This is a genomic window from Vagococcus hydrophili (genome assembly GCF_011304195.1).
Lineage (GTDB): Bacteria > Bacillota > Bacilli > Lactobacillales > Vagococcaceae > Vagococcus > Vagococcus hydrophili.
Genome location: NZ_CP049887.1, coordinates 2,194,906 through 2,210,684 on the forward strand (window position 1 = coordinate 2,194,906; position 15,779 = coordinate 2,210,684).

Sequence of the window (15,779 nt, forward strand, 5' to 3'; positions counted from 1 at the left end):
AAATGAGAATAGAAAGAGTATCTATATGTAATTTTAAGAATATTGAAGAAGAAACAATCATAGATTTTCAAAAAGATATTTCAATTCTAGTTGGACCAAATGGGTTTGGAAAAACAACAATCTTTGATGCTATTGAATTAGCACTGACTGGAACAATTGATAGGATATCAAGTTCAGGAATAGCTGATGGAAGAAGTGCTTTTGAAAAAACATATTTTCAAAATAACCCTAATGAGGATGTTGTTATAAAACTTTTGCTTTCAAACGAAAAAAATGAATATTTAACTATTTTCAGATTTTATTTAGAAAAAAATAATGTTAAACGTAAAATAGCTTCAAAATCATTAGCCCCAACAAAATCATTAGATAATTTTCGTTTAATTGTAAAAAAGAATAAAGAATCGTTCTCAAGTAATTTAGATGAAATAGATTATAAAAATATTAGTAGCCAACAACTAATTATTGATGAATTTTTAGGATTCAAAAATGAAACGTATAAGATAAAAGATATATATAACTTGTTTAATTATATTCAACAAGAAAATACAGATTATTATTTAAAAAAAAATGAAGTATCAAGAAAAAATACTTTAAATTTTTTACTTCAGATTCAAGACTACCAAAATAAAAAAGATAGTATTTTGAAAGTAGAAAGTCAACTTAAAATAGTCATTAATAATTTAAAAGAAGAGAAAAAAAAATATAAAGATAGTAAACTACTAAAAAAAATAAATTACGAAAAATTATTATTATCTACGAATATTGTACATAAGTTTAATGAAGAAAATATCGATTTTGAGGATACTTTAGAAAAAGATAGATTTGAAAAATATATGGATGAAGTTAATAAGTTAATAGAGTTTAGAGAAAATTTTTCACCAAATGAGTACTCGAAGAAAAAGCAAAGTGAAGATTTTAAAAAAAATATAGTGAATAATAATGAAATGTTAAAGTATTTGTTATTTGAGAAATTAATTAGAGAAAATAATCAAACTATTACAAATAATAATCAAATGATACAAAGTGAAAGTAATGTGGAAAGATATTTATTAGAAAATTTTATAGACAAAGAATCTTACTTGGAAAAAGAATTGATATTAAAGGATAACATCGACGAATTAAAGAGTTTTATTAATATGGATATCGAAAAAATAAATATTGAAAAAATCTCGAAAATATTTGATTATATATATGTAGAAATTTTAGATATTAGTTTTCTAAAAGAATTTGTAGAATTTAATTGTATTTTAAAAGACTATCAAAATAAAAGACAACAGCAAGATAGCACAGAAACTAATTACTCAGATTTAAGTGAATTTCGAAGGAAAATAAAAAAATATAAATTACCCGATGATGAACAACATAGCAAATGTGTTTTTTGTGGATACGATTGGGAAACAGAAGAGAATTTAGTAAAAGAAGTAAAAAAAATAACGAAAATTATTGAAGAAACAATGTCAACTTTAGATAGTCAAATTTCAGATTTAGTAATTAAATTAGAGAGCAAAATAAAAATTTTAAATAAAAAAATAGAAAATATCACTGATAAAATAATAATTTTAGATTTAGAATTAATGAAAAAAATAAATACAAAAGATGTAAGTTTAGATTATTCAGAGTTCAAAAAATTGGTAACGGAAAAGACATCTATAACACAGTTTGAATTTAAAAATATTGATTTAGATATTTTTTACAGAAGAAAAGAAGAGCTAAAAGAATTACTAAAAAAAGAATTGGTAATGTCATCAGAAATTTACACAAAATATGAATTGACAGATCAGAATAAACAAAATTTAGAAAAAAGTTTAAAAAAATATCCAATTATTGATCGAGAAAAAGTTGTAGAATGGATGTTTTCAGAAGAAGATTTTCCAATTAATGAAGAAAAATATATTGATAAAAAAGAACAACTGAAGAAATATTTAACTGAAATGCTAACTAATATTATGAAATACGATTCAATAAAAAGTAATGATCCGTATGGTTTTTTCGAAAAATATTTTAGTAATGAAGAGAATTTATTTGAGGAATGCTCAAAAGAAAAACTAATTTTAAAAAAGAAATATATTGAATATAAATATGAAGAAAAAAAATCTTTAAAATTAAAAAAGATAGATACTAGATTAAAATTAATAAAAAAAACATATGAATATACAATTGATAGAAGAAAGGAATTAAATTTAAATATTACAGATTATCAACAACAAATGATAAATATGATAAAATTACCGTTCTTCTTGTATACAGCAAAAATTCTTCAAAATTATCAACAAGGAATGGGTGTATTATTGACTATACATGAAGATAATTCTAATATTAGGTTTTTAACAAATAGCGAGAGTAGGCAAGACGCAATGTATCAATTAAGTTCTGGTCAAATTGCAGTTATATCTTTTGCATTTACGTTGTCTTTAAATAAAGTATTTAATATTTCAGATGAGTTAAAAATACTTACTATAGATGATCCCATACAAGATATGGACGCAATGAACGTCCATTCATTAATAGATTTATTAAGACACTCACTACCAGATTATCAAATTATTATATCTACACATAGTGACACAACAGCTATGTTTATAAAATATAAATTTGATTTGATGAGTGAACTAGATATTGATAAAGTTGATTTTGTAAATGTAAGAGAGGTATTTTTTGAAAAAAATAATGCTGAAAAAAATATTCTTGAATAAATCATAGAATACTATTAGATTAAATGAAGTATAACAAATTTTGTTATACTTCATTTATACTACTACAAATTTTTTTGAAGATGAATATTTCTATTATAGTTTAGTTTGTTAAAAAACAATAAATAAGCAGTGTGACTATATCTCCAACTCTTTAACCTCACTAAAGTACCCTCGTCCACCAACAAAAACTTTCTCCACTTGATGCTCAGAATCCCCCTCAATTCGAACCAAAATTTCAGAAGGAGAGTTAAGGGCATACCCTTGTTCAAAGACGTAAGTGTCACGGCGTAAAAAATTATGCTCATACAAATAAGAAGCCAGTGCCGCATTAGAAGTTCCTGTTGCTGATTCTTCGTCGATATCATAAAGTGGGGCAAAATTACGACAGATAATCCGATCGTCTTCCAGCGTAAAAAGATGAGTGCCAACCACATCATAGGTTTCACTAATTTTTTTGATTTGGTCAAAATCAGGAGCTAATTCATGGAGAGCGTCATTACTGTTAATCGGAATTAAAATATCTTTTAGCCCAGTTGAAACAATTTGGATAGGGTAATCATTATTGATTGCTCCTAAATCAAAACAAGTTTCAAAGTAAGCGGGAAGTAATCGAGTATATGCCAAATAAGGCGTCACTCTGTCATAATATGACAAGTGGCTCCTTATTTTATCGACACGTAGCTTGAATCTGTTCTGACCAAGGTAAATAAACCTCAAGTGCTTTAGAATTTGAACTATCTTCTAAATTAGGAAGATGCTTAAACAAATATTCTAAATACTTCACAGGAACTAAGTTATTAGCTTTAGCCGTTTCGATGATAGAATAAGCGATTCCGTTAGCTGTTGCTCCCCGTTCACTCGCAGAAAAATGCCAATTTTTTCTGCCAATCGTTGTTGGGCGAATACTTCGCTCAGCTAAATTATTTGATAAGGCACATCGACCATCCTCCAGAAAATTCATCAAACCAGCCTTCATATTAAGCGCATAGTTAACCGCTTTTCCTAATTTCGAACCTGGAAGAGCTCTGAAAGAAGCGATCCATTGCCAGAATTCATCAAGAATGGGTTGGCTTTTTGCCAACCGTAAATCATATCTTTCTTGATGGCTTAATCCCTTCATTTCTTTTTCAATATGAAAGAGTTGATCGCAATAGGTAACTCCTTGGCTTGCCGGAGTATCTTTAGAAGAGGAATCTTTCGCTTCAAAGAATTTTCTTCGGACGTGAGCCCAACAATTAACTAACGTCGTATTCTCAATCGATTTGTAAGCCGAGTAGCCGTCACAATGCAAATAGCCTGAGAATTCGGCTAAAAATTGTTGAGCGACACTACTTTTACGACTCAGGTCATGATGATATAAAATAATTGGATACTCTGCTTGTTCGATGGTTCGAAAGAGCCAAAAGTAAGACTTTTCTTTTTCACTTGATAAAACATTATAGTAAGTTTCATCCGCATGGATGAGCTCTTCTTTGACTAGTTTCTTTTTGAGCTCCTCCCAAATAGGTGTTAACCATTTTTCACATGAGGTGATGAACCAGTTTGCTTGTGTTCTACGTGGCACTCGTAATCCATAAGATTCCCACTCCTTTTCTTGTCGATAAAAAGGCAAACTCATTTCTATTTTTTGATGAAATAAGTGAGCTAAGATAGAGGCAGACGCCAAACTATGAGTGATTGGTTGTTTAGGAACAACGGCTTTTTTTATGGCATCAGCTCCATCTTTTTTACAATTAGGGCATTCGTAGGCATGTTGGTAGTACACATTTTTATACATCTTTGCAGGAACAAAAATAACTTCTTCACGGATTTTAGATTTACCAATATCTTTTAAATCAGAACAACACCAATCACAGGTGCAGTCTTCTCCTTCAAGCTGACAATGAACTTCTTTTATAGGTAAATCTTTTGTGAGGGCTGCTTTGTAGCCTTTTTTCTTTTTCCGCTGATAGTTAATTTCCTCAAAGACGGTTTTTTCTTCAGTTGTCTCTGCTAGATTAAAAGACGAGTCCTCTTCAAATAAATCTAATTGCCCATTAGGGTCAATTGATTTTTCAGATGAACGTCCATACAATTTATTTAAAAGAAATTGATTCTGTTCTCTTAGAAGTTTAAGTTCATTAGTTAAAGCTTCGTTTTGTTTTAACAATCGTTCTTCAAACTCGGTCAAAAGTAACACCTCCATTCACACATGATATGATAGCTAATTCTATCAATAATACGACGAAAAACCGTCTATAATTTTCATTATAAACGGCTAATTAAGAAACAAATCCAGTTTTAGCTTTTAATATCTTTTTTCTTTGTTCGATGGATAAACCTTCTAATAACCAACGGAGTTGTTGTTGCGTTAATTCTTTGACTTCTTCTTGTTTTCTAGGCCATTGTAATTTTCCATTTTCAAACCGTTTATACAGGAGAATAAAACCATCCCCTTGCCAGTAAAGTGCTTTGAACCGGTCTGAACGATTGCCACAAAATAGAAATAAGGCATCCGAATAAACATCTAACTCATATTGATTCATGATAATTGAAGCCAGACCATCAATCCCACGTCTTAAGTCTGTCTTACCACAAACAATATAAATAGTTTGTATCTTCGTATAATCAAGAACCATGATTGAACTCTTTCAATGCAGCGTTAAGAATATAGTTATTACATCCATTGTAAATCGTAATATCCATATTATCTCGTTTGACTCGTAAAGCAATTTTTTGCGTGGTTTGATTGGGTGTAGGGGCACTTTTAGGCGGTGTCGGTTGTAAAGAAACGGGAACAATTTCTTGTTTGTCTATCATTGAAAAACCTCCTCGTTATTTGTATCTTAAGAATAACCGAGGAGGTTAGATGTGACTATATACTTGGTTACTTCCCGCTTACGGTAATCGAAAGTACGCCACTTTTCGTTTCAATGGTGTAGTTATCTTTGGTTAGTTGATTAAGGTGCATCAAGATAGCAAATGAACCAATTGTGGCATGTCCGCATAAATCAACTTCCTCTTTTGGTGTAAAATATTCTATTTTAAAATCAGCTTGGCTAGATTCTGTGATAAAAGCTGTTTCAGCGTAACCAAGTTGTTTAGCAATTGTCATTTTTTGAGTGGTGGTTAAGTTATCTTGGTTTAGAACCACACCCGCTTTATTGCCACCGTGATTGTTTTTACTGAAGGCACTTGCGACGTAAACTGATAATGTCATAAAAAACATCCTTTCTTTAATCATAATGGCATTGTAGCACAGTTTAAATAAAAATAAAGAGGATGACTTCGATTGAAAGTCATCCTTATTTTGCTTGGAGCTAACTGCCTTTTTCATCATGCTATTGTAGTCCGGATTCAAAAGGCAGCTCCTGCAACAACTTCGAAAATAAAAATTAATTCCAAAAGCACGAATTATTTTTTATTTCCTCCAGTTGCTTGGAGCTAAACGCCTTTTTCATCACTCTATTTCGTCAATGAATACGGCAGTTCTTCTTCCCGATACTCTACAACAGGTGGTACTAGGCATAGGTCAAATTCAACTTCAGCGCCTTTCATTAAATCAGCGTGTTTGAAGAAGAGTTGGCTATGTTTTTCACCGTTCACTCGGATTTCTTTTGAGTAATGATATTGTGGCACATTGTTATTTCCATGAATCGTTAAGTCTTTTCCATTCGCCAAGTGAACCGTTACTTTATCGAATAAAGGCACACCAATTGAATATTCACCACTACCGGGAGTGACAGGGTACATGCCTAAGCTGTTGAAAATAAACCAAGCGCTCATGCTTCCGTTATCCTCATCTCCTGGATATCCTCTAAAGCCAAGTTCAAAGGCGCGTGTCATTAACTCCTTCAAAATATGTTGAGTGGTACTTAATTGTCCCACGTAATTGAAAAGGTGAGGCAAGTGGAAACTTGGTTGATTTGAAATAGCAATTTGTCCAAAATCAATGGCAGCCATTTCACTCATCTCATGAATTTCAAAGCCGTAACCATCCACATCAAAAATAGGGTAAGTATTACATAATTCAGTGATAATCTCTGTAAATTTCTCTTTGCCACCATGTGCTTTAATGAGTCCTTGATAGTCATGGAAAGCAGCAAAGCTATTTTGATAGGCACTTCCTTCAGCATAGTCACGTCCCCAAGCGTAAGGATTGAAAGGTGTTTTTGGTGTGCCGACAGCATCTTTTGCACGTAAAACACCAAATTCAGTATCCACTAAGTTACGATAATTTAATGATTGTTTTTCGTATTCTTCTTTGGTTGGTGTGTCATTTAAAATATCAGCCACACGAGAAATACAGAAATCACTGTAAGCATAGTCTTGTGTATGGTTGACACTTTCATGGTAATGGCTAGGCACATAACCGTATTTCAAATAATCTTCCGTTCCTTGACGTCCGTAATTGTCTTTTCCACTATGCGTTGTGGCAGCTTTGACCATCGCTTCTAAAAATGCTGGCATTTTCTCACTAGCAATTCCTTTAACTGCAGCGTCTGCGATCACTGCATCAATTAAGGTGCCTGGCATTAACCCACGTTCATCAGGTGATAACCATTTAGGCAGGTAACCGCTGTTTTGGTAAGCATTGTAAAACCCTTCTAGCATTTCTTCGTATTCATCTGTGGCAATCAGTGAATACAATGGATAAATTGTGCGACAGGTATCCCAGAAACCATTATTTGTGTAGTAAGGACCTGATTTTACGGTTTTACTCAAGGTATCATAGTGAACTTTCTCGTTGTTTTCATTAATTTCATGCCATGTTTGTGGGAACAAGAAACTGCGATACATCATTTGATAAAACAAGTTTACATGGTTTTGATTTTTATCTTCGACTTCGATTCGGTTTAAGTAATTTAACCATTTGTCAGCTGCTTCCTCTTTATGTTCCTTAAAGGTTTTATTAACTTCTCTTGATAAATTAAGCATGGCTTGTTCTGGGCTGATGAATGATGTTGCTAGGACCATCTCAACTTCTTTAATTTTGTTTTCAGTTTCAAACGTTAAATACAAGGCTGGATCAGTTAACTTCACAGTATCTTCAGATAACGTCTTCATCTCATCGTTTTCACTAATTTGCCAAGAAGTCACCTCCTCAGAAATGGATAGAGCGATGTACATTTTCAAGTCTTTATCTTCAGAACCTGCAAAGTTAGAGATGTAACCTGTAATTAAGTTTCCTTCTTTTTTAAATGAACTTGGTCCAACTGAACGAATGAAGAATCCAGGTGTTTCGTTTTTTCGTTCGTAAGTGAATTTAAAATGTCCCCCGTAAGTGAAGCCAGTTAATTCATTTATAATACGATGTCTCTCAGTATAAGTTTTTAAATAGTGTGGTTGGAAAACGGCTTCTTCAGGTCGGTAAGAACTTTGGTTAAAGTAGCTTTCTGTTTTTGTCACATTACCAGAGATAGGCGCAATGACTAGATGACTAAAATCTCCCATCCATGGACTTGGTTGGTGTGTTAGGCGGAAACCTTGGAAAACACGGTCTTCAGGATGAAACCACCAACTCCCGTTATCTCCATTGGTTTGAACGCAGAAATAATTACTAGCAAAAGGAACGCCAGTATAAGGTAAGGTATTACCATTTGAATAACTATGTTGGTTAGCTGTTCCGTGACGTGTATCAATTGTATTTAACATGATTTATCTCCTTTATGATATATCTTTTTATTTTATTTTCAATATGATATATCATATCACTTGAAGTAGAAAAATAAAAGCGCTTTTTTTAAATTGTTATGTTTGAGTTATTTCTAGTTTAACTTTAAAATATAAGTATCTAATGTGTGAAATGGGGAAATTACTTATGTTAAAAAATAATCATCAAGATATCCCAGTTTTCGGTTCTTTAATGTCAGATGAGGAAGTTATCTTATCTTCATTAAGAAAAGAACCGGTCTCAGCCAATGTGGCTTATCAATTATTGAAAGATCAGCTAATTGATGAAGGAAATGCTCGCCAAAATTTAGCAACTTTTTGTCAAACCTATATGGAACCAGAAGTAACACAATTAATGGCAGAAACCATGGAAAAAAATGCTATTGATAAATCAGAATATCCACAAACAGCAGAAATAGAACAAGCTTGTGTAAATATATTAAGTGATTTATGGCAAGCACCAAAAAACTTAAAAGCGCTTGGGACTTCCACTGTCGGCTCAAGTGAAGCTTGCATGTTGGCAGGGCTTGCCATGAAATTTAATTGGCGAAATCAAAGAGAAGAAAGAGGCTTAAGTTGTCTTGATAAAAAACCAAATTTAGTCATTTCTTCAGGTTATCAAGTCTGCTGGGAAAAATTTTGTGTTTATTGGGATATTGAATTAAGAGAGGTGCCAATGGATTCAAAACACCTTAGTTTGGATATTGAGAAAACGATGGACTATGTAGATGAGTATACGATTGGAATTGTAGGGATTTTAGGCATTACCTATACAGGTAAATTTGACAATATTGAAACATTAAATGAGCGCGTAGAAGTATATAACAAAACTCATGAACATCAATTAGTTATTCATGTGGACGGAGCAAGTGGTGGTATGTTTACTCCTTTTGTAAATCCTGATCATGTTTGGGATTTTAGATTAAAAAATGTGGTTTCAATCAATACGTCTGGTCATAAATATGGATTGGTTTACCCTGGAATTGGGTGGGTAGTCTGGCGTGATGAAGCATATTTACCGAAAGAATTAATCTTTGAAGTGAGCTATTTAGGTGGAAGTATGCCAACCATGGCGATTAATTTTTCAAGAAGTGCGAGTCAGATTATTGGGCAATACTATAATTTTTACCGATTTGGATTTAATGGCTACCGAGATATTCATTTACGGACACAGGAAGTTGCCATGACCATTGCCAAAAAAATCGAAGAAACTGGTTTATTTGAGATGTATAACACAGGTGAAAATATTCCGATTGTTTGTTACGCCTTGAAAAAAGATAGCCAAGTTAAATGGACCTTATATGACTTAGCGGATCGTCTTCAAATGAGAGGTTGGCAAGTTCCTGCGTATCCATTACCTAAAGATTTGGATGAAGTGGTCATACAACGAATTGTTTGCCGAGCCGACTTAGGTAAAAATCGGGGAACTGCATTTATAAATGATTTTAACCAAAGTCTAAAAGAATTGGAAGAAGCCCATGTTTTATATCACGAGCAACAAGAAAACACAACGCACGGATTTACTCACTAAATAAGAGAGGTGAAAATAGCGTTTAACTCCAAGCAACTAGAGGAAAAAATAGAGGCTGACTTTTTTATAGTCAACCTCTGTTTTTTTAATTGTTTTTCTTACAATATCTATATCCTGAATAACAAAACAGGAAACAAATCGCAAAGAAGATAGTCATCGACGGTGGGTTTGAAGAAAAACCACCAACCACAATAATTAAACCACCAATCATTGCAAAAATTGGTGCGATTAAACCTGTAAAGACGTTTGTAATAACTTTTTTCTTGAATAACATCAACACTTTAATATACAACATCATGTAAAAAATATAACCAAAAACAATGGCAATCTCACTAATGTCACCGCGTGTGATTAAGTGGAATTTTTGAGTAATGTAGTGAATTACAAACCAAAAGATACCACAGAATAAACTAATCATATTTGAATGATTTTTAAATAAGCCACGTGTGTTTTTTAAAATTTTATCCGAATTAGGTATCATGTTTTTACTTGCTAAAACATAAGGCATTCTTAAATGACTTAATGTGATACCATTTACCACACCTAACATAGAGATGAGAATAAAAACAAGTAAAACGACTTCACCACTACGACCAAGCATTAATTGTCCAATAGTAGTCACAGCTCCGTCACCCATTGATAAAATGTACTCTGGACCTAAAACTTTATTCATACCTAAAAAGTAAGCAAGGTAAACAAATAACACAATAATTGGTGCAATAGTTAATGCAAGAGGCATCGTTTTTTTCGGATTTTTAACTTCTCCCGAGATACTTAAAGCAATCGTCCAACCATCATAAGCAAATGCCGTTGGAGCAAGTGCCGCAAGCCATCCCATTCCCACATTAGTTAAAGGAACTGCTTTAATAGTTGCTGGAATTTCAGGTTGTCCATCTTTAAAAATTAGGGCGAAAATCCCGACACCAATTAGTGGGACAAGTTTTGCTAAAGACGACACGACTTGAAAATTGCCACCTAATGTTTTAGAAACAATATTAATAAAATAAAATGATAGCAAATAAAAGAAACCAATGCCCATTTGTAAATCTAAATTACTTGGTAAACCGAATAATAGGCAGGTATAGATACCAGAAGCCCAAGCCACAACGACGGTTACAGTTGGGTAATATAAAAAAGTTTGGAACCAACCTAAAGCACTCCCGAGGTTTTTAGAATAAAATTCCTCAAAGTAACTCACCACGCCACCTGTTCCATTTGTTCTTGCAGCAAGATTTGATAAAGTGATACTACCAAAAATTATACTAAATGCCCCAATAATAAAAACGAGAGCTCCTAGAAAAATACTGCCACCTGTAAATGTTAAAATATCATCAACTTTAAAAAAGATTCCTGAACCTACACAAATCCCGACAATCATTGCTGTTGCAGTCCATAAACCATACGACTTATTTTCGTTAATAAAAAAACCCCCTAAAAAATTCTATTTAAAAAATATACCATAAAATAAACTGATAATAAATGAAAATATAGGGAAATGATTTTTTTTGTTCGTAAACGTCAAAATAACAAAAAGATATTATATGTCTTATACTATTCACAAAATCTTCAATATGTTAAAATATACTGGTGATGAATGAAATTGAGGAAGTGAGTTAATTGAGTAAAAAAGAAATAATAAGTAACATTGTTTGGTTTGGAGGTTTAATCGTTGTTTTACTTTGTTTAAGAGCTTTTGTTTTTTCTCCTACAAATGTATCAGGAAATTCAATGAATCCAACCATGGTTGACCGTGAGCGCGTCATCGCCATGAAACAGTCAAAAGTCCAGCGATTTGATATTATAACATTCCCTGCACCAGATAATCCAAGCAAAAATTATATAAAACGCGTCATTGGTTTACCAGGAGACACCATTGAGTTTAAGGACGACCAATTACTAATTAATGGTAAAAAATACGACGAACCTTACTTGAATGAGTATAAAGAAAATCCAAGTGATGTCAAAACACCTTACGGATTACCATTAACCCAAGACTTTAAAATGGAAGATGTGGCTGGTGAGAAAAAAGTTCCAGCTGGGCACTATTTTGTAATGGGGGATAATCGCCAAAATTCTAAAGATAGTCGTATGATTGGCTTTATTAATGAAGATGATATTCTAGGTAATGTTAAATTTGCCTTTTGGCCACCTGCAAAATGGGGTAGCGTGAAATAAATGACAAAGAAGTAGCTAACAAATAAGTGAGCTGCTTCTTTTTTTTGTCTTAAATATGATAAACTAGGACTACTAAAGTAAAGAGGAGGGCAGGGAATGAGTGTCCAATTTATTATCGGTCCAGCAAGTGGGGATCATACCAAAGAATTAGTCAATCAAGCGAATAGTTGGCTGGAAGAATCAAGTGAACACGAAGTTTTTTATTTAGTACCTAACCACGTTAAGTTTGAAACTGAGATTAATGTTTTAAAAGAATTATCCCAGTTTCCTTTTTATAAAAATCAAGAGCATATGGTGAGTATGAGGCTCCAAGTTTTCAGTTTTTCACGGTTAGCTTGGTATTTTATGCAAAATACGGAAGCATATCAGAAACAAAAATTGTCTCAATCAGGGAAGTACATGATATTGAGACAAGTCTTAATTGATATAGAAGACGAGTTGGGTTTATTTAAACAAGAAATAAATAAACCAGGATTTGTAGAACAACTAATCACGATTTTTGATGAATTTCAAGAAGGATTTATTACAGCAGATGATTTATTGGAAATCTTGTCTCAAGCTGGAATCGGAAAAAAAGATGAAGATCAGCAAATTAAAATGCGTGATATTCAGCTGATTTATCAAATGTACACGAATAAATTAGTAGCAGATGATTTAAATGGTCATGATTTATTGTTATCTCTAGCTGAATTTTTACAGCAAAAAGAGTTAAAAAATATCATGTTTGTCCTGTCTGGTTTTTCAAATTTTACTGCCATTGAAAAACAGTTATTAGAAGAGTTAATGAAAGTGGCTGGAGAAGTCAAGATTGCTTTAGTTTTGGACCAAGCTTATGTGTCAAAAGATCCAGAACCTTTTAACTTATTTTTTAATACAGGAAGATTGTACCAAGAACTTTTCTACATGGCACAAAACAACCAAGTACCAGTTTTAATGGATAAAAAGGTCCACCCTGATAACCAAGAAGATATGCTAACGATCGATTCTTTCTGGCAAGAGAGTCAGAAATTATCCCCTGTGAAAGAAAAACAAGGGATAAAACCTGAAAGCTTACGTTTATGGAAATGTGATGATCCCTACACAGAAGTGATGTCTGTAGCAAAAGAAATCAGACATCTTGTGGCAGATAAAGGGTATCGTTATCAAGATATTTTAGTCTTATCACGGGATATTGAAAGTTATCAAAAAATCATGGCACCGATTTTTTCTGCCAATCAGATTCCTTATTACATTAATCAAGAAGAAGAGATGAAACATCATCCGTTGATTGAGTTTATTAGCGCGTTGTTTAATATGAATCAGCATTTTTATCAGTACCGAGATGTGCTACGTTTCTTACGTTCTGAGTTATTTTCTCCAGAAAGTTTAGAGATTGAAGAGGCTTTTGACTGGGAAAATCACATGCTAAATCTGAGACAGCAAGTTGACTATACTGAAAATGTGGTTTTAGCATATGGTTATAGTGGGACAGATTGGTTGAAGGAGAGGGATTGGCAATATATTCATTATCAGTATGACCAAGAAGAAGGCAAACTTGATAATGATCAACTCATTCAAAAAACATCCAATCATGTGCGGCATTTGGTTAGAGAGCATGTGCCAGTGTTTTTTGAAGAACTAAAAAAAGTTGAAACATCGAAAGAAGCGAGCTTATTGTTTTACCAATTTTTAATCAATGTTGGAGTTGAGAAACAACTCACCTTCATGCGTGACCAAGAACTAGCAAAAGGTAATCTGATTAAATCAAGAAATCATGAGCAAGCTTGGCAATCTTTAATGACTCTTTTAGATGAATACACAGAACTAATGGGGGAAACGCCGTTTATTTTAGAGGACTTCATCCAAATCATAAAAACAGGGATGGAAGGGTTAGCCTTTAGCAAAGTTCCAACAACCTTGGATCAACTAGTGGTAACTTCTATGGATCTTGTGCGTGTGAAGAAAAGTAAAGTGACGATAATCATTGGGGCAACAGATCAAGTGCTCCCAAGAAAAATCGAAAATAAAACTTTACTAACGGATGAAGAACGAGGCGCATTAAAAGAGTATCTGCCTTTTGAGAAGTTTTTGAAAAAAGATATGGCCTCCGATTCAGCAAAAGAGCCTTTTGTCTTTTATTTATCCTTACTATCAGCCACAGACCAAGTGATTTTAAGCTATCCAAGAAGTACGGATGGCAGTAAAGAAATTAAAGTTTCTCCTTACTTGAATCGACTGAAAAATCAGTTCCAATTAGAGGAAGAAATTAAACATAGTAGTACGTTCTTTGATCGTGTGTCATTGGATGATTTTTCGACAGATGATGTGTTGTTGACTCAGTGGATTGCTTATAAACGCCATTTAACAGATGAAAAACAAGGAACACCTTGGCTATTTAAGCAACTTGAAAAAAGATTATTAAAAGAAATACCTTTGAAAACAGAACGCTTATTGGCGAGTTTATCTCATCAAAATATTCCAGAAAATTTAAATGAAGTGTCAGTAGAGGAATTATATGGGGACACTGTGTATGCTTCTGTTTCTAAGATTGAAAACTTCTACAAATGTCAGTACAAGTATTTCTTAATGTACGGTTTAGGTTTAAAAGAGAGAGATCAATTTGAATTATCACCAGCTGCAACAGGGGATTTCTATCATGAGAGTTTGGATATGTTCTTTAAAGAATTAATCAAACAGAAGTTGACTTTAAGTCAGATGACCCAGGTAGAAGTGCAAGAGTTGACTCAAGCTATTTTGGAAAATGTCTTAGGGGAAGATAAGTTTACGATTTTAAATACAACTAATCGAATGAACTATATCAAGTATCAGTTAGAAAAGACAATTCAACGGGTGAGTTGGTCCTTAAAACGTCAGAGTGATCGAAGCAACATGGACGTGATTAAGACGGAAGTGTTATTTGGACAAGCTCTTCAAGAAATTAGTTTGAACAGTTTAGATTTTGAAATTGGTAATCAAAAGAAATTAAAAGTTCGTGGGAAAATTGATCGCATTGATCAAATGAAAGTGGAAGAGGATATTTATCTTTCAGTGATTGACTACAAATCAAGTAAGCATAATTTTGATTTTGTGGATGCTTATTATGGATTAGCTCTTCAAATGGTGACTTATTTAAATGTGGCTTTAGAAAATGCTGTTGATTTAGTAGGAGAAAAAGCCAAAGCAGCAGGTGCCTTTTATCTTCATGTCCAGAATCCAGTGTTAACAGGTTCTGAAAAATTAACCGAGGAAACCATGGATGAAGAAATGTTAAAAGCTTATAAATACGAAGGCATTTTAGTGAACGAAGAAAAAGTCTTAGAAACTTTGGATAAAACCATTGATCTAGGTGTGAAGTCTTCCGTTTATCCATATGAACAACTGAAAAAAGGTAACATGAAGTCTTCTCAATTTGTAACAGAAGAAGAACTCGATTGGTTAGTAGATAACAATCAGAAGAAATTTAAAGACGCAGGAGAAGATATTTTCAAAGGATCAACGAAATTAAATCCTGCATATAAAGGTCAGACTCGGGTAGCTTGCGAGTATTGTCCATTTAGAAGCGTGTGCCAGTTTGATGTGATGTTAAAAGAAAATAACTATCATCGCATTGAGCCGTTGACTAAAGAAGAGATGATGGATAAAGAGAAGGATTTGAATAATTAAAACTGAAGTAAAACAACGTTAAATTTTATGATTAACGTTGTTTTACTTTTTATTTTGAAAAAATGTCCGATAGTTATAATATAATA

Annotated in this window: 10 protein-coding genes and 1 pseudogene; 4 read left to right on the plus strand and 7 right to left on the minus strand. The window is 32.9% G+C overall.

All coding sequences use genetic code 11. From position 1 onward, the window contains the following. Positions 1 to 2: 2 nt before the first annotated feature. Positions 3 to 2,693, plus strand: a complete 2,691-nt coding sequence (locus G7082_RS10730; protein WP_166035078.1) for an AAA family ATPase — start codon at positions 3 to 5, stop codon at positions 2,691 to 2,693. Positions 2,694 to 2,828: 135 nt separating this feature from the next. Here G7082_RS10730 and G7082_RS10735 read toward each other — a convergent pair whose 3' ends face one another. The 6 genes and pseudogenes from G7082_RS10735 to G7082_RS10760 form a co-directional block, all read right to left on the minus strand. Beyond that, positions 2,829 to 3,347: a PhzF family phenazine biosynthesis protein gene (locus tag G7082_RS10735; protein ID WP_238842645.1), complete on the minus strand. Its 519-nt coding sequence runs from the start codon at positions 3,345 to 3,347 to the stop codon at positions 2,829 to 2,831. A gap of 13 nt (positions 3,348 to 3,360) precedes the next feature. Then, a complete protein-coding gene (gene tnpC / locus G7082_RS10740; RefSeq protein WP_166033530.1) occupies positions 3,361 to 4,863 on the minus strand; it encodes an IS66 family transposase in 1,503 nt (500 codons plus the stop codon). 91 nt (positions 4,864 to 4,954) lie between these two features. Further along, on the minus strand, positions 4,955 to 5,311 hold the full coding sequence (gene tnpB, locus G7082_RS10745) for an IS66 family insertion sequence element accessory protein TnpB (protein WP_166033529.1): 357 nt from the start codon (positions 5,309 to 5,311) through the stop codon (positions 4,955 to 4,957). After that, a complete protein-coding gene (locus G7082_RS10750; RefSeq protein ID WP_166033528.1) occupies positions 5,301 to 5,492 on the minus strand; it encodes a hypothetical protein in 192 nt (63 codons plus the stop codon). The genes tnpB and G7082_RS10750 overlap by 11 nt, the downstream gene beginning before the upstream one ends. A 70-nt stretch (positions 5,493 to 5,562) precedes the next feature. Then, positions 5,563 to 5,892 (minus strand): annotated as a pseudogene (locus G7082_RS10755) (PhzF family phenazine biosynthesis protein); the annotation flags it as partial. Between the two features lie 245 nt (positions 5,893 to 6,137). Beyond that, positions 6,138 to 8,330, minus strand: coding sequence for a GH92 family glycosyl hydrolase (locus G7082_RS10760; RefSeq protein ID WP_202983160.1), 2,193 nt, complete (start codon positions 8,328 to 8,330; stop codon positions 6,138 to 6,140). 163 nt (positions 8,331 to 8,493) lie between these two features. Between G7082_RS10760 and gad the strand changes: the two genes are divergently transcribed. Beyond that, the gene (gene gad / locus G7082_RS10765; RefSeq protein ID WP_166035080.1) at positions 8,494 to 9,876 is read left to right on the plus strand and encodes a glutamate decarboxylase; all 1,383 of its coding nucleotides are present in this window, start codon (positions 8,494 to 8,496) and stop codon (positions 9,874 to 9,876) included. Positions 9,877 to 9,961: 85 nt separating this feature from the next. Here the strand turns inward: gad and G7082_RS10770 are convergent, their stop codons facing one another. Beyond that, positions 9,962 to 11,254: an APC family permease gene (locus G7082_RS10770; RefSeq protein WP_166035081.1), complete on the minus strand. Its 1,293-nt coding sequence runs from the start codon at positions 11,252 to 11,254 to the stop codon at positions 9,962 to 9,964. Between the two features lie 239 nt (positions 11,255 to 11,493). On the opposite strand from G7082_RS10770, the gene lepB reads away from it, so the two are divergent. After that, positions 11,494 to 12,051 (plus strand): signal peptidase I, encoded by a 558-nt coding sequence (gene lepB, locus G7082_RS10775; protein WP_166035082.1) that lies wholly within the window; start codon positions 11,494 to 11,496, stop codon positions 12,049 to 12,051. 96 nt (positions 12,052 to 12,147) lie between these two features. Continuing rightward, entirely contained in the window at positions 12,148 to 15,693 is a 3,546-nt protein-coding gene (locus tag G7082_RS10780; protein ID WP_166035083.1) for a PD-(D/E)XK nuclease family protein, read from the plus strand. The last annotated feature ends 86 nt before the right edge of the window (positions 15,694 to 15,779 follow it).